This is a genomic window from Pseudomonas bohemica (assembly GCF_002934685.1).
In the GTDB taxonomy this organism is placed as follows: domain Bacteria; phylum Pseudomonadota; class Gammaproteobacteria; order Pseudomonadales; family Pseudomonadaceae; genus Aquipseudomonas; species Aquipseudomonas bohemica.
Map to the genome: position 1 here is coordinate 46,040 of NZ_NKHL01000100.1, position 20,801 is coordinate 66,840.

Annotated in this window: 23 protein-coding genes and 1 riboswitch; of the genes, 10 read left to right on the top strand and 13 right to left on the bottom strand. The window is 59.6% G+C overall.

From position 1 onward, the window contains the following. Positions 1-223: 223 nt before the first annotated feature. Together CE491_RS09845 and CE491_RS09850 are read right to left on the bottom strand one after the other, a co-directional pair. Positions 224-1,900 carry a fatty acid--CoA ligase gene (locus tag CE491_RS09845; RefSeq protein ID WP_110948171.1) on the bottom strand — a complete coding sequence of 559 codons (1,677 nt, stop codon included), beginning with the start codon at positions 1,898-1,900 and terminating at the stop codon, positions 224-226. Positions 1,901-2,041: 141 nt separating this feature from the next. Beyond that, complete coding sequence (locus CE491_RS09850) at positions 2,042-3,244, bottom strand: MFS transporter (protein ID WP_110948172.1); 1,203 nt, start codon at positions 3,242-3,244, stop codon at positions 2,042-2,044. A gap of 90 nt (positions 3,245-3,334) precedes the next feature. On the opposite strand from CE491_RS09850, the gene CE491_RS09855 reads away from it, so the two are divergent. Then, positions 3,335-4,102 (top strand): AraC family transcriptional regulator, encoded by a 768-nt coding sequence (locus CE491_RS09855; RefSeq protein WP_110948173.1) that lies wholly within the window; start codon positions 3,335-3,337, stop codon positions 4,100-4,102. Between the two features lie 119 nt (positions 4,103-4,221). On the opposite strand, the gene CE491_RS09860 is transcribed toward CE491_RS09855, so the two are convergent. Continuing rightward, positions 4,222-4,851 carry a LysE family translocator gene (locus CE491_RS09860; RefSeq protein ID WP_110948174.1) on the bottom strand — a complete coding sequence of 210 codons (630 nt, stop codon included), beginning with the start codon at positions 4,849-4,851 and terminating at the stop codon, positions 4,222-4,224. Between the two features lie 88 nt (positions 4,852-4,939). On the opposite strand from CE491_RS09860, the gene CE491_RS09865 reads away from it, so the two are divergent. The 3 genes from CE491_RS09865 (at position 4,940) to CE491_RS09875 (ending at position 7,895) form a co-directional block, all read left to right on the top strand. After that, complete coding sequence (locus CE491_RS09865) at positions 4,940-5,905, top strand: 2-hydroxyacid dehydrogenase (RefSeq protein ID WP_110948175.1); 966 nt, start codon at positions 4,940-4,942, stop codon at positions 5,903-5,905. A gap of 158 nt (positions 5,906-6,063) precedes the next feature. Then, positions 6,064-7,062, top strand: coding sequence for a class I SAM-dependent methyltransferase (locus CE491_RS09870; protein WP_110948176.1), 999 nt, complete (start codon positions 6,064-6,066; stop codon positions 7,060-7,062). Between the two features lie 38 nt (positions 7,063-7,100). Further along, positions 7,101-7,238, top strand: a riboswitch (yybP-ykoY riboswitch). 72 nt (positions 7,239-7,310) lie between these two features. Beyond that, positions 7,311-7,895: a TMEM165/GDT1 family protein gene (locus CE491_RS09875; RefSeq protein ID WP_110948177.1), complete on the top strand. Its 585-nt coding sequence runs from the start codon at positions 7,311-7,313 to the stop codon at positions 7,893-7,895. Between the two features lie 129 nt (positions 7,896-8,024). On the opposite strand, the gene CE491_RS09880 is transcribed toward CE491_RS09875, so the two are convergent. From CE491_RS09880 to CE491_RS09895, 4 genes are all read right to left on the bottom strand, one after another. Further along, positions 8,025-8,843, bottom strand: coding sequence for a M48 family metallopeptidase (locus CE491_RS09880; RefSeq protein WP_110948178.1), 819 nt, complete (start codon positions 8,841-8,843; stop codon positions 8,025-8,027). Between the two features lie 259 nt (positions 8,844-9,102). After that, positions 9,103-9,732 (bottom strand): SOS response-associated peptidase, encoded by a 630-nt coding sequence (locus CE491_RS09885; RefSeq protein ID WP_110948179.1) that lies wholly within the window; start codon positions 9,730-9,732, stop codon positions 9,103-9,105. Positions 9,733-9,783: 51 nt separating this feature from the next. Further along, positions 9,784-10,044: a putative signal transducing protein gene (locus tag CE491_RS09890; RefSeq protein WP_110948218.1), complete on the bottom strand. Its 261-nt coding sequence runs from the start codon at positions 10,042-10,044 to the stop codon at positions 9,784-9,786. Beyond that, complete coding sequence (locus tag CE491_RS09895) at positions 10,044-10,235, bottom strand: CPXCG motif-containing cysteine-rich protein (protein ID WP_110948180.1); 192 nt, start codon at positions 10,233-10,235, stop codon at positions 10,044-10,046. The genes CE491_RS09890 and CE491_RS09895 overlap by 1 nt, the downstream gene beginning before the upstream one ends. 116 nt (positions 10,236-10,351) lie before the next feature. On the opposite strand from CE491_RS09895, the gene CE491_RS09900 reads away from it, so the two are divergent. Next, positions 10,352-11,515, top strand: a complete 1,164-nt coding sequence (locus CE491_RS09900) for a 1-acyl-sn-glycerol-3-phosphate acyltransferase (protein WP_110948181.1) — start codon at positions 10,352-10,354, stop codon at positions 11,513-11,515. Between the two features lie 131 nt (positions 11,516-11,646). Here the strand turns inward: CE491_RS09900 and CE491_RS09905 are convergent, their stop codons facing one another. After that, positions 11,647-11,916 (bottom strand): hypothetical protein, encoded by a 270-nt coding sequence (locus tag CE491_RS09905; RefSeq protein WP_110948182.1) that lies wholly within the window; start codon positions 11,914-11,916, stop codon positions 11,647-11,649. Positions 11,917-12,052: 136 nt separating this feature from the next. Between CE491_RS09905 and CE491_RS09910 the strand changes: the two genes are divergently transcribed. Continuing rightward, the gene (locus CE491_RS09910) at positions 12,053-12,256 is read left to right on the top strand and encodes a hypothetical protein (protein ID WP_110948183.1); all 204 of its coding nucleotides are present in this window, start codon (positions 12,053-12,055) and stop codon (positions 12,254-12,256) included. A 122-nt stretch (positions 12,257-12,378) separates the two neighbouring features. Here the strand turns inward: CE491_RS09910 and CE491_RS09915 are convergent, their stop codons facing one another. Further along, positions 12,379-12,960, bottom strand: coding sequence for a YajG family lipoprotein (locus CE491_RS09915; protein ID WP_110948184.1), 582 nt, complete (start codon positions 12,958-12,960; stop codon positions 12,379-12,381). A gap of 230 nt (positions 12,961-13,190) precedes the next feature. On the opposite strand from CE491_RS09915, the gene CE491_RS09920 reads away from it, so the two are divergent. Together CE491_RS09920 and mqo are read left to right on the top strand one after the other, a co-directional pair. Beyond that, positions 13,191-13,424 carry a hypothetical protein gene (locus CE491_RS09920; protein WP_110948185.1) on the top strand — a complete coding sequence of 78 codons (234 nt, stop codon included), beginning with the start codon at positions 13,191-13,193 and terminating at the stop codon, positions 13,422-13,424. A gap of 730 nt (positions 13,425-14,154) precedes the next feature. Further along, entirely contained in the window at positions 14,155-15,660 is a 1,506-nt protein-coding gene (gene mqo / locus CE491_RS09925) for a malate dehydrogenase (quinone) (protein ID WP_110948186.1), read from the top strand. 111 nt (positions 15,661-15,771) lie between these two features. On the opposite strand, the gene CE491_RS09930 is transcribed toward mqo, so the two are convergent. The 3 genes from CE491_RS09930 to CE491_RS09940 form a co-directional block, all read right to left on the bottom strand. Next, on the bottom strand, positions 15,772-16,059 hold the full coding sequence (locus CE491_RS09930) for a PA4642 family protein (RefSeq protein WP_110948187.1): 288 nt from the start codon (positions 16,057-16,059) through the stop codon (positions 15,772-15,774). Positions 16,060-16,127: 68 nt separating this feature from the next. Then, positions 16,128-16,613 (bottom strand): hypothetical protein, encoded by a 486-nt coding sequence (locus CE491_RS09935; RefSeq protein ID WP_110948188.1) that lies wholly within the window; start codon positions 16,611-16,613, stop codon positions 16,128-16,130. A gap of 157 nt (positions 16,614-16,770) precedes the next feature. Continuing rightward, the gene (locus CE491_RS09940; RefSeq protein WP_110948189.1) at positions 16,771-17,328 is read right to left on the bottom strand and encodes a hypoxanthine-guanine phosphoribosyltransferase; all 558 of its coding nucleotides are present in this window, start codon (positions 17,326-17,328) and stop codon (positions 16,771-16,773) included. Between the two features lie 338 nt (positions 17,329-17,666). Between CE491_RS09940 and upp the strand changes: the two genes are divergently transcribed. Together upp and CE491_RS09950 are read left to right on the top strand one after the other, a co-directional pair. Continuing rightward, positions 17,667-18,305 (top strand): uracil phosphoribosyltransferase, encoded by a 639-nt coding sequence (gene upp / locus CE491_RS09945; RefSeq protein ID WP_110948190.1) that lies wholly within the window; start codon positions 17,667-17,669, stop codon positions 18,303-18,305. Further along, on the top strand, positions 18,305-19,585 hold the full coding sequence (locus CE491_RS09950) for a uracil-xanthine permease family protein (protein WP_110948191.1): 1,281 nt from the start codon (positions 18,305-18,307) through the stop codon (positions 19,583-19,585). The genes upp and CE491_RS09950 overlap by 1 nt, the downstream gene beginning before the upstream one ends. 180 nt (positions 19,586-19,765) lie before the next feature. Here the strand turns inward: CE491_RS09950 and hemH are convergent, their stop codons facing one another. Continuing rightward, positions 19,766-20,791, bottom strand: coding sequence for a ferrochelatase (gene hemH / locus CE491_RS09955; RefSeq protein WP_110948192.1), 1,026 nt, complete (start codon positions 20,789-20,791; stop codon positions 19,766-19,768). Positions 20,792-20,801 lie beyond the last annotated feature (10 nt).

Below are 20,801 nucleotides of genomic sequence, written 5' to 3' on the forward strand. Positions count from 1 at the left end.
CGGTCCAACCTACTGCCGACTATAGCCAGCAGGTGCTACTGCTTGATCCCTCTAAAGTGTGATTTAAAGCGTCAAAGCCTCTAACCCGCCGATTTCGGCGGACTGACTGGCGCGGTAAAGCGAGGATGGCTGAATTTCGAAATAAGGTAAGGCAGACGCCGGCGCAGAGCCTTCGCGACACATTGCCATGACCGAAATCAGGGCAATGTGCGCGAAAAAAACTTCAGAGGGTGGAGAGAAAAGCGCTGTTAGTGCTTTGCCATTCGACGATGTCCAGGCGGATTCGCTTCTTGTCGAGCTTGCCGACGCTGGTCTTGGGAATTTCGGTAACAAGGGCGATCTGGCTCGGTATCGCCCATTTATTAATGTGACCCTGTTCCACGAACGGCTTGAGGTGCTCCTTGAGCGCCTTGGCGTCGATCACGTGCCCTTCGTGGGCGACCAGCAACGCGAACGGGCGCTCACCCCATTGCGGATCGGCGATCCCGACCACTGCCACTTCGCGCACGCCGGGATGGCGACTGCACAGGTCTTCCAGTTCCAGCGAAGAGACCCACTCGCCGCCCGTCTTGATCACGTCCTTGATACGGTCGCGGATATCGATGCCGCCCATGCTGTCCAGCGTCGCCACGTCACCGGTGTGCAGCCAGCCGCCGGCCCACAGTTCGGCACCCTTCTGCGGCTCGCGGTAGTAACTTTCGGTGAGCCACGGCGCGCGCAACACCAGTTCGCCCTGGGTCTCGCCATCGGATGGCAGGAAGTTACCCTCGCTGTCGACGATCGCCGCCTCGACCAGCACCCCAGGCGTGCCGGCCTTGATCCGGTATGTGGTGCGCTCGTCTTCGCTGCCCGCCATCAGTTCATCATTCAAATGCGCCACCGACACCAGCGGCCCGGTCTCCGACATGCCGTAGGCGGCGGTCAGTTGAATGCCTTTGGCCTTGGCAGCCTCATACAGCGAACGATTAAGCGAGCTGCCGCCGATGATGATGTTCCAGCCGGTGAAATCGACATCCCTGGCGGCCTTGGCATTGAGCACCATCTGCATGATGGTCGGCACGCAGTGGGAAAAATTCACCTTCTCCCTGCGCCACAGCTCGACCAGCAACTCTGGATCGTAACGGCCGGGGTAGACCTGTTTCACACCGAGCATGGTTGCCGCGTATGGCACACCCCAGGCATGCACATGGAACATCGGCGTGATCGGCATATAGACCTTGTCGGTGCCCAGCAAACCCTCGACGCTGCCCATGATCGTGGCAACCGCCAGCGTGTGCAGCACCAGTTGCCGATGGGTGAAGTACACCCCTTTCGGGTTGCCCGTGGTGCCGGTGGTGTAGAAAGTGGTCGCCACCGAATTCTCGTCGAAATCCTCGAACCGGTACTGCGGGCTTGCTGCCGCCAGAAGCGTTTCGTACTCACCCACCAGGTTCGGTAAATCAGCGGTCCTGTCGGTGGTGTCGGTGAGCAGCAGGGTCTTCTCGACCGTGGTCAGCTTGTTGGCGAAGCAATTGTAGAGGGGCGCGAACTCGCTGTTGACCAGCACGAACTTGTCTTCGGCGTGGTTCATGGTGAAGAGGATCTGATCGGCCGAAAGGCGCACGTTGATGGTGTGGATTACCGCACCGATCATGGGGATGGCAAACATGCATTCCAGGTAACGATGGCTGTCCCAGTCCATAACCGCCACGGTATCGCCCGCCCTTACCCCCGCCTCGGTCAACACATTTGCCAGCCTGCAGATCCGCTCGTTCAGCGTCAGATACGAATAGCGTGATTGGTCCCGGTAAACGATTTCCCGCGTTTTCTCATAGCGGCTGCCCGACATCAGCAGGCTTTTGATCAACAGAGGATACTGGTACGCGCCATCGGCTGGCGGAATCACGCGTGTCTGCAGCATAGGAATCCCTTTTCAAGATGCATTGGCGGTGCTGAAAATATGCACTCTAGAGCCTTCACTCGCCAGTCAAATCAGCCAAAGGGATGATTCGAAAGACGAGCGACAATGCAGGCGTTACGCCATTTGACGGGCGAAAAGGTCCTAGGCCAGCTGCGCAGAGCGGTTTTCGGCGGGCGTGCGCGGGAACACAGCTGCGGCGAGAAAGGTCAATGCGGCGAACCCGGCGAGAATCAGATACAGCCCGGCAAAGCCATGACGTGGCTCGACATACGCGATCAGCGGAATGGCCGTGGCGCTGGCGCCGAAGGACAGGAAGTAACGCAATGCGAAGATGCGGGATTGCCATTGCGCAGCGACGAAGTTGGCGACCATCGCGTCATTGACCGTGACCTGACCGAACACCACGAACATGAACCCGGCGCCCAGCACGATCACCGGCCAACTGTCGACGTAGGCCAGCGCGAACAGGAATGGCGCCTGGCATACGGTCAGAATCACGAATGGCCATTTCAGGCTGAAGCGATCGAGAAAGCGGCCAATGGTCAATTGCGCGACGGCGCCGAAGGCATAGGCCAGGCTGACGATCAGGCCCAGGGTCTGCGGTGAGGCGAACAGGTCATGCAGGCGATCCTGAAACAGCTTCGGGTAAGTCATGGTGGTGGCGTTGAACACCACGCCGCCGGTGGCAGTGGCGATGGCCAGCACAGTGAAGACCATGGTCATGGAAATCCGTTGACCGGACTTGCCCCTGGGGGCCGCGTGCGGACGCAGCGGAATCGGCTCATCCTTGACCTGCCAGGCGAACAGCATCCCGATCAGGATCGACACGCTGCCCGGCAGAATGAACGCCGAGCGCCAGCCGAATTGCGCCACCAGAAACCCGGTGAGTAACGCTGAAAACGCCACGCCAAGATTCCCCCACATGCCGTTGACGCCGATTTCGCGGCCGCGATTCTGCGCGTACGCCACCAGCATCGCGGTGCCCACAGGGTGATAAATGGCGGCGAATACCCCCACCAGCGTCATGCCGACAGCCAGCATCGTCGTGCTGGTGCTCAGCCCGGTGATAATCGACGCCGCACCGATGCCGAAGAAAAACAGCAGCATCATGTGTCGCCGACTCCAGCGATCCCCCAGCCAGCCGGCGGGCAGCGAGCAGGCACCGAAGGCGATGAAGCCGCCCAGCGAAAGGCCGATCAGTTGCGCGTAATCCAGCGCGAAGGCCTGGGTCATGCCCAGCACCGCCGCCGGGAAAATCAGCATGAACATGTGATCGATAACGTGGGCAGCGTTGATGAAATGGATTACACGTTGCGGGGAATTGGTTTGTCTGGATTGACTCATGACTCTGCACCTGGGCTTGCAGTGGTTGTGGATGCTCATGCTAAGTTGGCGACAATTTGCATTTCAGACAGAAAAGTCATCGAACCCGCCATGTTGATCAGCCTTCTCAGTCACAGTCCGGTCACGGCACATCCCGCCGATTACCCCGACGGCGCGCATCAACCCCGTCACCTTCATCCCGAAGCGCAGTTGCTGTATGCAGTCAGCGGCGTGATGCGACTGATCACCGAGAGCGGCGCCTGGGTGATTCCGCCGAGCCGCGCGGTGTGGATTCCGCCGATGGTCGAGCACGAGATTTTCATGTCCGGCGAGGTGTTGATGCGCTCGCTGTTCATCGGCGCCGAGCATTGTCCGTCGGGCTTGAACAGCTGCTGCGTGCTGGCCGTGACGCCGCTGTTGCGCGAACTGATCGTGAGGGCGACTCGAGGACCCGAGCACGCGGCCAATCCCTTGATTCAACGCTTGATGCTCGAAGAGGTCGCGGGCCTTGAAAACCTGCCGCTGCACATCCCCATGCCTCGTGACCGACGCCTGCAAAGCATCTGCACCGCCCTGCTCAAGACCCCGGATCACGGCAACACACTGGAAGACTGGGCGCAGCAAGTGGGCGCCAGTTCACGCACGTTGACGCGGCTGTTCAACCAGGAGCTGGGCGTGAGCTTCAATGCGTGGCGTCAGCAACTGCGGCTTATGGAAGCACTGCCGAGATTGCTGGATGGAGAAAGTGTGCAGCGGGTGGCGAACGACCTGGGCTACGGCAGCGCCCGGGCGTTCAGCGCGATGTTCAGCCGCCTGTTGGGCGAAAGCCCCCGGGAGTATCTGGGAGCCTTGCGGCAGTTGAGTGAATTGAAGCGGTAGGTATTACCCGTCGTTGTAGGCGCGTTTGCCCGAGATTGCGCTGTGGCAGTGACCTTCGAGGTGTCTGGACAAATGCCGTCGTGGGCAAGCGCGCTCCTGAAAAGCTAATCAGCGTTCGATCAATGCATCTCGGTCAACGCCAGCTTCACCCCCAACGCCACCAGTACGCCGCCCATTGCGCGGTCGAACCAGTGTCCCATTCGTGCGAAACCGGCTCGTACACGCTCCTGGCTGAACAGACGGGCCACCAGACAGAACCACACACCCGTCGCCACCGCCAGATACACCCCATAACCGGCCTGAACCAGCAGCGGCGTATGCGGGTTGATCACTACGGTGAACAGCGAGAGAAAGAACAGCGTCGCTTTCGGATTCAGGCCATTGGTCACGAAACCCGCCGTAAAGGCACCGCGCGCCGTGCGCTCACCCTTGGCCAGATCAACCGGCGCATCCGAAGCATTGGCCGGCTTGGCGCGCAGGGCCTTGAAGCCGATGTAAAGCAGATAGGCGGCCGCTGCCCACTTCAAGGCGTTGAACAGCACGATGGACTGAGAAACGATCAACCCGATGCCAAGCAGCGAATAGCCGACGTGCAGGAAGATCGCCGTTCCCACGCCCATGGCGGTGTAGGTTCCGGCCTTGCGGCCATGAGTTACGCTTTCACGCACCACCACCGCAAAATCCGGGCCGGGGCTGGCAACGGCAAGCAGGTGGATCAGGGCAACGGTAAAGAATTCCGTCCAGTACATCGTAGGTCTCCAGGCGTTTTGACGAGCGGCAGGCTCTGGTACGCTCGCTACCTTACGCCTCCCACTCACCGAGCAAAAGGTACAGCTGATGTCGAGTCAAAACAGAGCAGTTTTTCTGGATCACACCTCTTTGGATCTCGGTGATCTCGACCTTGCGCCCTGGCGCGAAACGTTCAGCGAACTGGTGCTGCATTCCAGTACCAGCCCTGATCAGGTGATCGAACGACTGCAGGGCGCTCAAGTGGCGATTTCCAACAAGATCATGATCGATGCCGCCGCGTTCGCTGCATGCCCCGAGCTCAAGCTGGTACTGGTGACGGCTACCGGGGTCAATAACGTGGACCTCGAAGCCGCGCGCAAGCATGGCGTGGTGGTGAGCAACTGCCAGGGTTACGGCACGCCGTCGGTGGCGCAACACGCCTTGATGCTGCTGTTGGCGATGGCGACCCGCCTGCCGGATTACCAGCAAGCCATCCATCAAGGTCAATGGCAGAAGTCGAAACAGTTTTGCCTACTGGACTTCCCGATCGTCGAGCTGGAAGGCAAGACCCTGGGGCTGCTCGGGCATGGAGAACTGGGAGGAGCGGTAGCAAAGCTTGCCGAGGCATTTGGCATGCGCGTCGTCTCCGGGCAGATCCCCGGCCGCCCTGCCCGCGCTGATCGCGTGCCGCTGCACGAATTGCTGCCCCAGGTAGACGCCCTGACCCTGCATTGCCCGCTCAACGAACACACTCGCGACATGATCGGCGCCCACGAACTTGGCCTGATGAAGCCCAAAGCCTTCATCGTCAACACGGCCCGGGGTGGTTTGATCAACGAGCAGGCGTTGGCGGATGCGCTGCGCAATGGTCATCTCGGCGGTGCGGCGACCGATGTGCTGACCGTCGAGCCTCCAGTCAACGGCAATCCGCTGCTATCTGGTGACATCCCGCGTCTGATCGTTACCCCGCACAGCGCCTGGGGCAGCCAGGAAGCACGCCAGCGCATCGTCGGGCAAATCAATGAAAATGCGCAGGCGTTCTATGCCGGTACGCCGATTCGGGTTGTCAGCTGATATTTGGCCGTGCACCTATCTCCTGTAGCAGTACGGCCGGACAACGTTCCGTTTGCCGGCGGTATCGGCTCCAAAGACACCGCCGCTGGCAAGCCGTGCTGCTACAGCCCCTCGATCCATTCACCTGCTAAACTGCGCCCTTTTTTCAGGAGCCGATGATGGACCCGCGCAGTGAAGTGTTACTCCGTCAGGCCGAGTTGTTTCAGGGCTCGTTGCTATTGACCGGCCTGCCTGCCGACGATCTGCTGGGCACGCTGCCCAATGCGCGGGGCTGGAGTTGGCATGCCGGGGATTTCGTCGCGCTGGACACCCGGTTCAGCGAACGCACCCACTTCGGCACAGACGCCCCCGCCGAGCCCTTCGAAGCGGCGGTGCTGTTTCTGCCCAAAGCCCGCGACCTCACCGACTACTTGCTCAACGCACTAGCCTCCCGTCTGGCCGGTCGCGAGCTGTTTCTGGTCGGTGAAAAGCGCACGGGCATCGAAGCGGCCGCCCGTCAATTGAGCCCCTTCGGCCGCGCACGCAAACTCGACAGCGCGCGCCATTGCCAGCTCTGGCAAGTCACTGTGGAAAATGCCCCGCAAGCTGTGGAGCTGAACACACTGGCCAAACACTTCGACATCGAGATCGAAAGCGGCCCGTTGAAAGTCGTCAGCCTGCCGGGCGTGTTCAGTCACGGCCGTCTGGATCGCGGTTCTGCCCTGCTGCTGGAAAATCTCGATCGACTGCCCACCGGCCACCTGCTTGACTTCGGTTGCGGGGCGGGCGTGTTGGGCGCTACCGTCAAACGTCGCAACCCTGACATGAACGTGACGATGCTCGATGTCGACGCGTTCGCCACCGCCAGCAGCCGTCTGACGCTCGCTGCCAATGGTCTTCAAGCTGAGGTAATTACTGGTGACGGCATCGATGCCGCGCCAAAACACCTGGACGTGATCCTGACCAACCCGCCCTTCCATACCGGGGTGCACACCGATTACGCCGCAACAGAAAACCTGCTGCGAAAAGCCCGCGAACATCTGAAAAAAGGAGGCGAATTGCGCCTGGTTGCCAACAGCTTCCTGCGCTACCTGCCGATCATCGAACAGCATCTTGGCGTATGTGCCGTCATGGCCGAAGGTAATGGCTTCCGGATTTACCGCGCCAAACGTGCCTGAAATTAACGCTTGCCGAACCGGATTCTCGAAGGCAGAATCCGCTCCGTCCTAGGGGAGTAGTCTCCCACGAGCATCACGTTCGTCCGGCGCGCATCAACATACTTGGTCCTCAGACCATGGTGCGTGCGACCCAGATCCGCACAGACGGATCGGTGGTTTGACAAGACCTATGACACGAACATCCTGACCCGGGGCGGGGAGGTTGTACGTGTCATAGCCGTGTTGACCCGCCCCTTAGGAAAATCCTGATGCTGGAATCCCTGTTGGTCCCAACCGCGGTCGTCGCCCTGGCCGAAATCGGTGACAAGACCCAACTCCTCGCGCTCATTCTCGCTGCTCGCTTTCGCAAGCCCTGGCCGATCATCGCCGGTATTGTCGCCGCGACCCTGGCCAACCACGCTGCCGCCGGCGCGGTGGGTGCCTGGTTCAGCAGTTTTCTCTCCGACGCCATGCTGCACTGGATTCTGGCCGCGAGCTTCACCGCCACCGCCTTGTGGACACTAGTGCCGGACAAGATGGATGACGATGAAGCGAACACCGGACGCAAATTCGGCCCGTTCATGACCACGCTGATCGCGTTCTTCCTCGCGGAAATCGGCGACAAGACACAGATCGCCACGGTGATGCTCGCGGCGCAGTATTCCTATCTGTGGCTGGTGATTTTGGGCACGACGCTGGGCATGCTGCTGGCCAACGTCCCGGTGGTGCTGGCGGGTAATTTTGCGGCGGAAAAACTGCCTTTGACGCTGATCCGTCGCTTGGCGGCGGGCGCGTTCTTCATCCTGGCGGTCGTCGCGGTGTACAAGGCGATGCAGGTGAGCGGCTGGGTTTGACGCCACCGTTTTAGGAGCGCGCTCGCCCGCGATGCACTTTGTCTGTCTGCATGCTGGCTGACACACCGCAATCGCGGGCAAGCGCGCTCCTACAGGATCAGCACCAACCGATCGCGCTTAGCTACGACGTCAGCCCTTTGGCGCCTGTTCATACAACGGCATCACCTTCGGAATCGCCGCCTGCAAAGAGGCAATCCGGTTGGCCGAAGCCGGGTGGGTGCTCATGAACTCAGGCTGCGATGCTCCGGCCTGAGCCTGCATCTTCTGCCATAGAGTGATCGCCGCATTGGGGTTGTAACCAGCACGGGCCGACAACTCCAGGCCAAGCAGATCAGCCTCGTTCTCGTTGGCCCGACTGTTCGGCAAGGTCAGGCTGTAATTGACCACCGTATCGGCCAGCGCGAGGCTGTCCTTGCCCAGACCAAGCAAGGACCCGGCGCCTGTCTTGGCCATCTCGACGCCGTAGGCCTTGGACATGGCTTCACGACCATGCTCGCGCAGGGCGTGGGCGATTTCGTGACCCATGACTGCTGCCAACTCGTCGTCGCTGAGCTGGAGCGTATCGATCAGGCCGCTATAAACGATGATCTTGCCGCCGGGGCCGCAGTTGGCGTTCAGTTCGTCGCTCTTGATCAGATTCACTTCCCACTGCCACTGCGCGGCATCCGGGCGCAACTTCGGCGCCTGGGCGATCAAGCGGTTGGCCACCGTCTGCACGCGTTTGGCTTCTGCACTGTCCTTATCGAGCACGCCCTTGGTCGTGGCCTCGGTGACGGTCTGCTGATAGGACTGTTCGTACATCTGATTGACCTGATCGGTCGACAACATGCTGAACATGTATTGCTTGCGTTCGACGCCCACCGAATCTCCGCTGGTGGTGTTGACGGACTGACAGCCCGCAACGAGCAAAGCTGCGCTCAAGGCACAAAGAACAAAGGTCCTGCGCATTTTGTATCTCCCTGGAAACAAGGCGCACATCCTAGGCCATGCGCATGCCAGATGGCAGCCGTTCGCCATATGCACCGTGGTCGCCCCTGTGGCAGCGAGCTTGCTCACGAAGAGGCCGGGTTTGACTCTGTGGGAGTGAGCTTGCTCACGAAGAAGCCAGTACATCCACATCAGATATAGGGTCTGGAAGGCCGTCTTGGTGAGCGAGCCCACTCCCACGGTTTGCATGCGCTGACGATCGCGAGCATGCCTTATAACGCTAGAGTGGCGTCAGGCATTCCGGCGCATTGAGCTTGGGATCGTTCACCAGATTCGCCAGCGGACGCTCGCGCAACTGCATCTGCGGCGCGGCGAGCAGCGATTGCAGGGTCACCAACGAACTGTCGGGGTCGAGCCACGCGGCTTGCCCTTCGGCGTCGAGAATCAGCGGCCGGCGCTGGCTCATGGCCGGTTGTGTCACCACCGCCACACTGAGATAAGTGTGACCCTGCACCGGATAGGCTTCCCAGATCGCCGCAAAGTACAGCGCAGAACCCTCCCCCGGTGTCAGCCAGAACGGCCGCTTGCGCACCGTCCCACGCCACTCGTAGAACCCATTGGCCGGCAGCAGACACCGACGCTCACGAAAGGCCTGCCGAAACATCGGCTGCTCCGCCAGCGTTTCGGCACGCGCATGAGCCGGGGTGCGTGACATATCGGTCAACCACGGCGGGGTCAGCCCCCAGCGCGCTCTTGCCAGCTCCCGACTACCCTCCTCGCCCGGCATTCGGCGTAGCATCAGCACCGAATCAGCGGGGGAAATGTTCCATTGCGCCTGTTGGTCTGCGGGAAATCCCGGCAAGGCCGCGAAGGCGGGCGTCCAACGAAACAGCGCATAACGTCCACACATGGGCTCAGGGCCACTCTTTTGAAAGGCGAATCAAGCGACGCCGCACCGGTTTCAGCACAACAGCACATCGGGATAGCTGTCCGGCTCATCGCCCGACAACGGAAAGGCACCATTGTACCCAGTGATCAACTGCCGCGCCCGCTCGGCCTGATCGTCGTTCACCGCAAGCCCAAGCAGGCCGAACACCGGCAGCTCGCCGATCCCGCCCAGCAGATGGCGGCCGGTAATATGCGATTCAATGCCTTCACTGGCGAGCATCAACTGCAACAGCTCGCCCTCCATCATGTTTTCCGGCTCATAGATTTTGCGCATCATTCGTTCTCGGCACGGACTTCCAGATCCCATTGTTCGCCATCGGTTTCAAGATGAAATTCGATCGGACGACAGCAAACAGCACAGTCTTCGATGAAATTATTGTCACCTTCCGAGAGATCCAGAACCGTTTCCCCCGGCTCGCCGCAATAGGGGCACTCGTAAGGCGCTGCTGGTTGTATTTCGTGCATCACAGTCTCCGAGAGCAGTTTTGCGTATAATCGCCGACTTGTTTGCAGGCCGGGTTTGATTCTTCGAAACCAACTCGACCTACCATTACCCTAGCCGTTTCCAACAAGAGAGCATGATGGGCGAATTCGATGCCATCCGACCCTACGACGACACCGAAGTAAAAGCCGTACTCAATCGGCTGCTGGGTGACAAGGCGTTCCTCGCGATTCTCACGCATTTCCGTTTTCCGCGTCTGGCCGGCTCCCTGGGCTGGATCCTGCAGCCTGCCATCGCGCGCAAGCTGCGCCGTCAGTTCGCCGGTATCGATTCGGTAGCGGCCTTGCAGGACAAGGTCGAACATTACGTTGACCATACAATCGAACGCGCCACCGATGGTGTGACCTACACCGGCGTTGAGCAGTTCAAGTCCGGGGTGGCCTATCTGTTTCTGGCAAACCATCGCGATATTGTGATGGACCCGGCATTCGTCAACTACGCGGTCTACCACGCAGGCCTGCCGACGCCGCGTATTGCCATCGGCGACAACCTGCTGCAGAAGCCTTTCGTCAGCGATTTGATGCGCCTGAACAAGAGTTTCATCGTGCATCGCTCCATCACCGGGCGCCGGGAAAAGATGGCGGCGTATCAGTTGCTGTCGGCCTACATCAACCATTCGATTCGCAATGACTGCCAGTCGATCTGGATCGCCCAGGCTGAAGGTCGCGCCAAAGACGGCGACGACCGCACTGAATCGGCGATCCTCAAGATGTTTCATATGAGCCGCAAGGACGAGCCGTTCGGCGAAGTCATTCAGTCGCTGAACCTCACGCCTGTATCGATCAGCTACGAATACGACCCTTGCGATCACGCCAAGGCGCGCGAGCTGTACATCCGCGCCACTACCGGCGGCTACACCAAGGCTCCGGGCGAAGATGACGTCAGCATCGCCCTGGGCATCACCGGCTACAAAGGCCGGGTGCACGTCAACTTTGCCCCGCCGATCACTGAAGTGTTTGAAGACACCAAGCAGTTGGCGATCGAAATGGACCGGCAGATCCTTGGCGGCTATCGCCTGTTCCCCGTGCATTACCTGGCGTATGCGCAATGGGCCGATGCCGATCCAGGTTTGAACGTGCCAAGCGCCGCCGAAGTGTTTCCGGCCGACGAGCTGGAGCGCGCGCAGGAAGAATGGCAGCGACGACTCGATGGCTGCCCGCAAGAGCATCGTCCGTATCTGGTGCTGCAATACGCCACGCCGGTGCGCAATCAGTATCGGGTCAAGGCGGGGTTGGCGCTCTGATGACGGCAGCTTGAAGAACGGCGCTCAAAAAGCGCCGTTTTTGTTGCTTCACAGATAACGCCCCGACGATGCAAAACCTGCAGGGGCCGCGTTTACATCGGAACACGGGCTCGCGCCGCAGATCCTCTGGACTAGATCTTGGTACTCACCCACGACAACATCAACGCAAACGCCAGGCACGCGGCCCCGATCCGGTAGCTGAATCGGATCATGCGCAGCGTGGGCACATCCATCATATGCATGGGCTCATCGATCGGCGCCTGTTCGGTGAGGTTGTTCAGGTGCGTGGTCTGGCGCTGCTCGTGGCTGCGAGTGGTGTGTAACAGCCAGATGCCGGGGCCCGCCGCCAGCAGCGCGAACAGATTGATGACCATCCTGGGGGAATGCTGGATGAGCGACATGGGGCCTCGATGGCGCAAGATCAGGGGCGCCGCAGTTCGGTGGGGTCTACCGATTACGGTATCGCCTGTCACCTTAACGTCACCTGAACCGGTCACTGTGTAGCGCCTCATCAGCCCCATCCAGACCGGAGTTTCCATGCTGCATGCCCATAACCAGGACCGCCTTTACCTCATCGCCCCCAGCGATGAGCAACAAGCCTTGATCGATGGCCTGGCGTTCAACGTTCAGGATCGCCACTGGCTGGTCTATTGCGCCCTGGGCGGGCATCAACACCACGATTTGCCTGAGGTGGATCTGATGACGGGGGTCAGCATTCTGGATTTTTATCAGACGGCTTAAGCATCTGCTGGATATCTTTTGATCGACGCTCGGATCGAATACAGCCTGAGCCCAGGATCTACCGGGCATGAAAAACCCCGGCATCTCACAATACCGGGGCTTTTCGAAACTGCCTTGAAGGCTTACTGGCCCAACAGTCGGCCGATGGTCTGATCCTGGAACAGACGGGTCAGCGCATCGCTGAGTACGTCGCCGATCAGCTTGGTGTTGGTTTCTTCGTTGGGCGCCATGCCGAAACGTTGATCAAGGGAAGCGGCATAGCGGCCGTTATAGCTGTGACCGTTATTCTGCACGTCTGCGCGGAATGTCGAGCTGATGTTGGCCTCGGTTACGTACAAACCTTCCTTGGGGGACTGATATTTCAGCTCGGCCAGGGTCACTGTCAGTTGAGGGCCGTTGCCCCCTTGAACCGGGGTGAAGCCCAGCAGGCGCACGGCCGCCTCTGCCTGGGCCTGGAGCTGTGGAACAAGCTGCTGGCCATCGACGCTGATCGAACTGGTTTCAGGGTACAGGCCGCCACGCGTTCCGAGGGTCGGCGAAGGGCGACCGTCAACGACCCGCACCACCACTTGCTGACCGTGCCCTACTGGCGCCAGCTGGGCGTTCAGCTTGGGTTGCGGGTTAAGTGATTGCGGACTGTGGGCACATCCCACCAGCGTCAGACTGCCGACAGCAAGCAAACCGAACAAAACACGACGCAACATGCTCATCTCTCCATGGGCCAAGGCACAAATTGTGCGGCAGTATAACGACCTCCTAAGGTCGCTCACTAGCGTAAAGATACGACATAGTGCCACCTTCGCGGTTCCCGCCCTGACAAGGCCCCAACGCCATCAAGCGTCATCACGACATCATCGCGCAACAGCAACGTCACAGCGATGTCATCGCCGCACGACATACTTTTCACAACTGCCCAAAACCCGGAGTGCTCGCCGTGGACTTTCTCTGGTTCCTGTTTTCGCCGCAACGCCGCCACCGCCACTACGCCCGCCTCGATCAGCACGGCATCTGCCTGTCGTTCAAGCACTGCCCCAACGCGCCGCAGGGCCATGAATGGGTCGAAATCAGCGAGCCCAACCTGAACTGGCTGCACAAGCCTCTCCCCGCCAGCGCCCGCGTCAGCCCCCGCCTACGTGCGATTACCGCCCGGCAATTGCTCAGCATCTGACCGAACGGCGAATAAAAGTCATTTTTTCTGGATCATTTCTGCGCGTTTCATCGCTATAATCGTCCCCCGATTATAAGGACGTCTCCTGATCGGGCCTCGCAGCACCGCTGATACCTGTTATCAGCTCCTCCGTATCGCCCACAGAGAGCCTTCCACACAGACATGTGCAGCCCGGTGTGCCGCCCTGCGAGCATGAAAGTGTCGATTGACTCGAACCTTTCGCGCCCACCATTGCCCACACTGAGTTCGAACCTGATCTGCCGGAGCTGCCATCGCGCAGCCCCTTTTTTGAGGTTCGCGTCTCCAAAAGAGCGTGAAAAAAACGGGTTTTCACAACTTCACAAGAGTGTGGCAAGCAAATGAATAGTTACGCGTTTGTAAATGCACCGTTAACGTCTGACCCAGCCCCCTTGCACAGGACCGAGCGCAGCGCAGCCTCCACAACCAGAGCCTGAGCCTGTCCACTACGGATTTGGTTGCATGATCGTGCGTGTTGACGATGGTCGAATGGCTGTCCAGGCCAAAAAATGAGTTCATGCTTTCCACAAAAGCATCAACCAGGCCCTCTCAAGGCGTGCGCTGAAATGCAAAAAATTGCGAAGAATCGGACATGACGCTCCCGGTCGGGTGGTACGAGGCACTGCGCGAAAACGCGCCGCCCGCCCCCGGCAACTGACCTCGGGAACCCATGCCGTCAATTTGGTGCTGCAGATTTTTTGGAGACGCGTTAATGGCGCATAACGAAGCAGTCGACGTAGTACTGGTCGGGGCAGGCATCATGAGTGCCACCCTCGCAGTGCTGCTAAAGGAGCTCGACCCAAGCCTCACAGTCGAGGTTGTCGAGCTGATGGATTCCGGTGCCGCGGAGAGTTCCAACCCCTGGAACAATGCCGGTACCGGCCACGCCGGCCTGTGCGAGCTGAACTACACGCCGGAAGCGGCCGATGGCTCGATCGACACCAAGAAAGCAATTCACATCAACACCCAGTTCGAAGTCTCGAAGCAGTTCTGGGCCTACCTGGCTCGCACGGGCACTTTCGGTTCTTCGCGCTCCTTCATCACGCCGGTCCCGCACCTGAGTTTCGTGCAGGGCGAAAAAGGCATGGCGTATCTGAAAAAACGCTACGAAGCGCTGCGCAAGCACCATGCCTTCGCGTCGATGGAATACACCGAAGACAAAGCCAAACTGGCGGAGTGGATGCCGCTCATGATGCCGGGCCGCCCTGCCGATGAGCCGATCGCCGCGACCCGTGTCATGCATGGCACCGACGTCAACTTCGGCAACCTCACCAATCAGTTGCTCAAGCACCTGGCCAGCGCACCTAATGCGCAGGTCAAGTACTGCAAGCGTGTCACCGGCCTGACCCGCAAGGGCGCTGGCTGGAGCGTGACCATCAAGGACGTCAACAGCGGCGGCACTCGCGAAATCGACGCCAAATTCGTATTCCTCGGCGCGGGCGGTGCGGCATTGCCGCTGCTGCAAATGTCCGGCATCGAAGAAGGCAAAGGCTTCGGCGGCTTCCCGGTGAGCGGCCAGTGGCTGCGCTGCGACAACCCTGAAGTGGTCAAGCACCACCAGGCCAAGGTCTACAGCCAGGCGGCCGTCGGCTCGCCACCGATGTCGGTTCCGCACCTGGACACCCGCGTCGTCGACGGCAAGACCTCGCTGCTGTTCGGGCCTTACGCCGGTTTCACCACCAAGTTCCTCAAGCACGGTTCGCTAATGGACCTGCCGCTGTCGATCCGCGCCGCCAACATCGCGCCAATGCTGGCCGTGGCTCGCGACAACATGGACCTGACCAAATACCTGATCAGCGAAGTGCGGCAGTCGATGGACCAACGTCTGGAAGCCCTGCGTCGTTTCTACCCGCAGGCCAAGGCCGAAGACTGGCGCCTGGAAGTGGCCGGTCAGCGCGTGCAGATCATCAAGAAAGACCCGAAGAAAGGCGGCGTCCTGCAATTCGGTACCGAACTGGTGTCGGCCAAGGACGGTTCCCTTGCAGCGCTGCTGGGGGCCTCTCCAGGTGCTTCGGTGACGGTTTCGATCATGCTTGACCTGATCGAACGCTGCTTCCCCGAAAAAACCAAAACCGAATGGGCCGCCAAGCTCAATGAAATCTTCCCGGCTCGGGAAAAAGCCCTGGAAACCGACGCGCAGTTGTATCAGCGTGTCAGCGCCCAGAGCGACGAGAGCCTGGACCTGGTTTCAAGCAGCCCGGCGGCAAGCTTTGCCTGATTCAGAGATTTTTCTGAATGGGTGAAAAAACTGAAAGCCCCGCCCACGCAGCGGGGTTTCCAGTCTTTGCGCCTTATCAAGGCGATAGGAATAGCCAAAACAGGCCGGTAATCAGCCTCGTGCTTTGTCGATCAACTCGATATATTCCTCAGCGTTGCGCTGATCCTTGATCAGAGCGACGAAGTCATTGCCCTGTTCATCCTTGCCATCCAGGTCGTAGCCTGCTTCCTTGAAGAACCGCAAAAAACGCTCGAAGTCGCCAACGCGCAGGCCGCGATAGGCCTTGATCAGTTTGTGCAGCGACGGCGAAGTCGCATCGACCGGCTCGAAATCCAGGAACAGTTTGATCTGGGCATCGCCGATTTCATCGCCAATCACCTGCTTCTTATCTTTACGCATTGCGGACTCCAACTGACTTTGCGGGACATTTCACGGGCGGGCAGTTTACCCCTCGCCCGGCCACGGGCTCAACGCGCGCGTACGCTGCCGGTGTGCAAGTCGGCCCAGACATGGCCGTTGGCGTAGCTGAGGAACTGGCAATAAACCTTTTCGCTGCGCAGCAGATCGACCAGCACGCGGTATTGGCTCGCCGGGTAATACAGGGTCAGGGTTCGGCTGGCTTCATCATAAGCCGGCTTTTTCAGGCTTTTACTCTCGCCGTCGAAGTGAATCAGCACCTCGGAAATCGTCGCGCCCTTGTTCATGGGTTTGCCTTTTAGGCGCAGGCTCAGCGGGGAGGTGACGGGAATGGGTTGCTGGTTCGACTGACGCTGACTACCGACAACGATCGAGTAGTCGGTGATCTGCAGCAATTGCTGCTGCTCGGGCTCACCTTCACGCACGGACAATTCGTCGGGCGGCAGGTATTGAGCGTGCATGGGTTCAGCGAGTGCGGGGAGCGGCAGGGTCAACAGCAACATCAACGCAGCTGTACTACGAAACGATAACGTCATGGGTGCCTCCCGAACAAAGTGGCAGGCACTCTAACAGGGATGACACATGTCTTGTAGGAGCATGCTTACCCGCGATGGCATCGGCATAACCAAGACGGTGGCCCTTCATACAACGCTTCGCGGGCAAGCGCGCTCCTACGGCAAACCTGGCACCTGCTTACATTCCTTTTACGGCATAGATCCCAGCAGCGTTACGCCAGTAACCTTTGTAATCCATGCCGTAGCCGAAGATGTAACGGTCAATGCACGGCAGGCCGACGAAATCGGCTTTCAGATCCGGGCGTGCCTTGCGGTTGTGATCCTTGTCGATCAGCACGGCGGTATGAACTGCGCGGGCACCGGCGTGTTTGCAGAAGTCGATGATTGCACCCAGGGTGTGGCCTTCATCGAGAATGTCATCAATGATCAGCACGTCGCGATCGATGAACGAGACTTCAGGCTTGGCTTTCCAGAACAACTCGCCGCCGCTGGTTTCATTGCGATAACGGGTCGCGTGCAGATAGGAGGCTTCCAGCGGGAAGCTCAGATGCGTCAGCAGCTTGCCCGCGAAAATCAGGCCACCATTCATCACGCAGAACACGACCGGGTTGCGGTCGGCCAGCACGCTGTTGATTTGCTCGCCGACGCGAGCGATTGACGCCTCGACTTCATCGTTGGTGTAGAGGCAGTCAGCCTCGCGCATGACTTGACGGATATGCTCGAGATCAGCGGACATGACACCCTCCAGGGGGGCTGTGTAAGGAAAAGCGGGCAAAGGTACGCATCCGTCCTCCTCAGAGCAAGTGTTTCTGGACTAACGTTGCACAGACTCCTCACGAAAAGTGGCTGCGCTCGCCCATGCTGCATTAAAAACAGGCTCGCAATGCTCATTTAGGCCCCTAAACTCGCTTGCTCGCCTCTTTTTGCCATGCCTGGCCTTCGCTCGCCGACTTTATCGTGAAGAAGCTCCGTCCCATTAATGTAAGAAACCCGAACCTAACCGGTAAGACAAGTTACAGCTGAATAGATTAACCTAAGCCGTTTTTTTTGCCCGCCCGCTGGAGCCTTCCCTTTATGCCCATTCGTGAGATCCGCCATCCGCTGATCCGTCACAAGCTCGGCCTCATGCGCCGCGCCGATATCAGCACCAAGAATTTTCGTGAACTGGCGCAGGAAGTAGGCGCGCTGCTGACCTACGAGGCGACCAAGGACCTGCCACTGGAAACCTACGACATCCAGGGTTGGGCCGGGACCGTCCAGGTTGAAAAAATTGCTGGCAAGAAGATTACCGTGGTGCCGATCCTGCGCGCCGGCATCGGCATGCTCGAAGGCGTGCTGAGCCTGATTCCGGGCGCCAAGGTCAGTGCCGTGGGTGTCGCTCGCAATGAAGAAACCCTCGAAGCGCATACCTATCTGGAAAAACTCGCCCCTGAGATCGACCAGCGTCTGGCGCTGATCATCGACCCGATGCTGGCCACTGGCGGCTCGATGGTCGCCACCATCGATCTGCTGAAAAAAGCCGGTTGCCGCGACATCCGCGCCATGGTGCTGGTGGCGGCCCCGGAAGGTATTACGGTCGTGGAGAAAGCGCATCCCGACGTGCAGCTCTACACTGCGTCCGTCGACCAACGCCTGAACGAGCACGGCTATATCATTCCGGGTCTGGGCGATGCCGGTGACAAGATTTTCGGCACCAAGCAGAAGGACGCCTGATGAAGCAGGACGAGTTCAACGATCCACTGTGGCGTACCGTACTGTCGGGTGCCCAAATGCTGTTCGTGGCCTTCGGCGCGCTGGTGCTGATGCCGCTGATCACCGGGCTTGACCCCAATGTTGCGTTGTTCACCGCAGGCTTAGGCACGCTGTGTTTCCAAGTGGTGACGGGGCGTCAGGTGCCGGTTTTCCTGGCGTCGAGTTTTGCGTTCATTACGCCGATCATTCTCGCCAAGGGCCAGTTCGGTCTGGCGGCGACCATGGGCGGCGTGATGGCGGCGGGCTTCGTCTATACCTTCCTCGGCCTTGCGGTGAAGATCAAAGGCACCGGTTTCATCGATCGGCTGCTGCCGCCAGTGGTGATCGGGCCGGTGATCATCTCTATCGGTTTGGCGATGGCGCCGATTGCCGCCAACATGGCGATGGGTCGAACGGGCGATGGCGCAGCGGAGCTGATCCCGTACAACACGGCGATCGTGATCTCGATGGCCGCGCTGCTGACCACGCTGATCGTGGCGGTGTTCGGCAAAGGGATTTTCCGTCTGGTGCCGATCATCTCCGGCGTGCTGGTCGGTTTTGCGCTGTCGTTCTATTTCGGCGTGGTCGATGTGGCGAAGATCGCTGCAGCGCCGTGGCTGGACATTCCGCACTTCACCGCGCCGGAATTCAACTGGCAGGCGATCCTGTTCATCGTGCCTGTGGCCTTGGCGCCAGCTATCGAGCATATCGGTGGGGTGATTGCGGTCGGCAGTGTCACGGGGCGTGATTATCTGAAGAAGCCGGGCCTGCATCGCACGCTGCTGGGTGACGGTATTGCGACGACGGTTGCCGGCGCATTCGGGGGCCCGCCCAACACCACGTACGCCGAGGTGACGGGCGCGGTAATGCTGACCAAGAATTACAACCCGAAGATCATGACCTGGGCAGCGATCTTTGCTATCGCCTTGGCATTCATCGGCAAATTCGGGGCGCTGTTGCAGAGCATCCCGGTGCCGGTGATGGGCGGGATTCTATGTCTGCTGTTCGGCTCTATTGCCGCGGTCGGCATGAACACGCTGATTCGCCATAAGGTCGATCTGGCCGAAGCGCGCAATCTGGTGATCGTTTCGGTGACGCTGGTGTTTGGGATCGGTGGCGTATTGATCGGCACCGGTAACGGCCCGGACGACTTCGGCATGAAGGGCATTGCGCTGTGTGCCGTGACCGCAATCGTGCTGAACCTGATTCTGCCGGGCAACGACGCCTGGAAGAACAAGCATCTGGATGATCAGTTGCCTTAGTTTCACCGGAATTGAAAAAAGGGTGCGCCAGTAACTGACGCACCCTTTTTTTCCCATGTAGATATCCCCTGTGGATGTGAGCCGGCTCACCAAGAGGCTAAAACATCCGCAACATCTTCTGCGGTTGAAAGTAAGTCTTCGTGAGCAAGCTCACTCCCACAGTTTTGACACGCGCATACCTCAGCTCATCGCAGGCGCCCGCTCGCACAATGCGTTCAACGCCTTGGCCCAGTTCGGGTCGTCGTTGAGGCAGGGGATCAGCACCAGTTCCTCGCCCCCGGCTTCCTTGAACTGCTCGGCCCCACGATCGCCGATCTCTTCCAGCGTCTCGATGCAATCGGCCACGAACGCCGGGCACATGACCAGCAACTTCTTCACGCCCTGCTCTGCCAGCTCGGCGAGGTGCGCCTCGGTATAAGGCTCGATCCATTTATTGCGACCCAGCCGCGACTGGAACGACACTGACCACTTGCCGTCAGGAATGCCCATCAATTTCGCGAATTCGGCTGATGAGCGCATGCATTGCGCGCGGTAGCACACCGCAAGAACCTCCGGCGTCGCATTCTCACAGCAATTGCCATTTTTGAAGCAGTGGTTTCCGGTGGGGTCGAGCTTGTTGATGTGTCGTTCAGGCAGGCCATGAAAACTCAGCAGCAGGTGATCATAATCCTGCGCCAGATGCGGTCGCACGCTCTGCACCAACGCTTGCAGATACTCGGGCTGGTCGAAGAACGGCGACAGCAGGGCCAATTCGAAGCTGAGCTTTTTATCGCGGATCACGCGCCTGGCTTCTTCCACGACAGTGGTCACCGTGCTGTCGGCGAACTGTGGATAAAGCGGGGCTAGGGTGACTTTCCGGATGCCCTGCGCTGCCAGACGAGTGAGCACTGTTTCAATCGACGGCTCGCCATAACGCATCGCCAGCTCGACCGGTCCCTGGGTCCACTCTTTAGTCATGGCCTGTTGCAGGCGTTTGCTCAGCACCACCAGCGGCGAGCCTTCGTCCCACCAGATCGAAGCGTAGGCATGAGCCGATTGTTCCGGGCGTTTGATCAGGATCAGCGACACCAGCAGACGGCGCACGGGCCACGGCAGATCGATAACGTAAGGATCCATCAGAAACTGATTGAGGTAGCGGCGAACATCCGCAACTTCGGTGGAGGCTGGCGAACCCAGGTTAACCAGCAGCAACGCGTGATCGGTCATGCAGCACCTT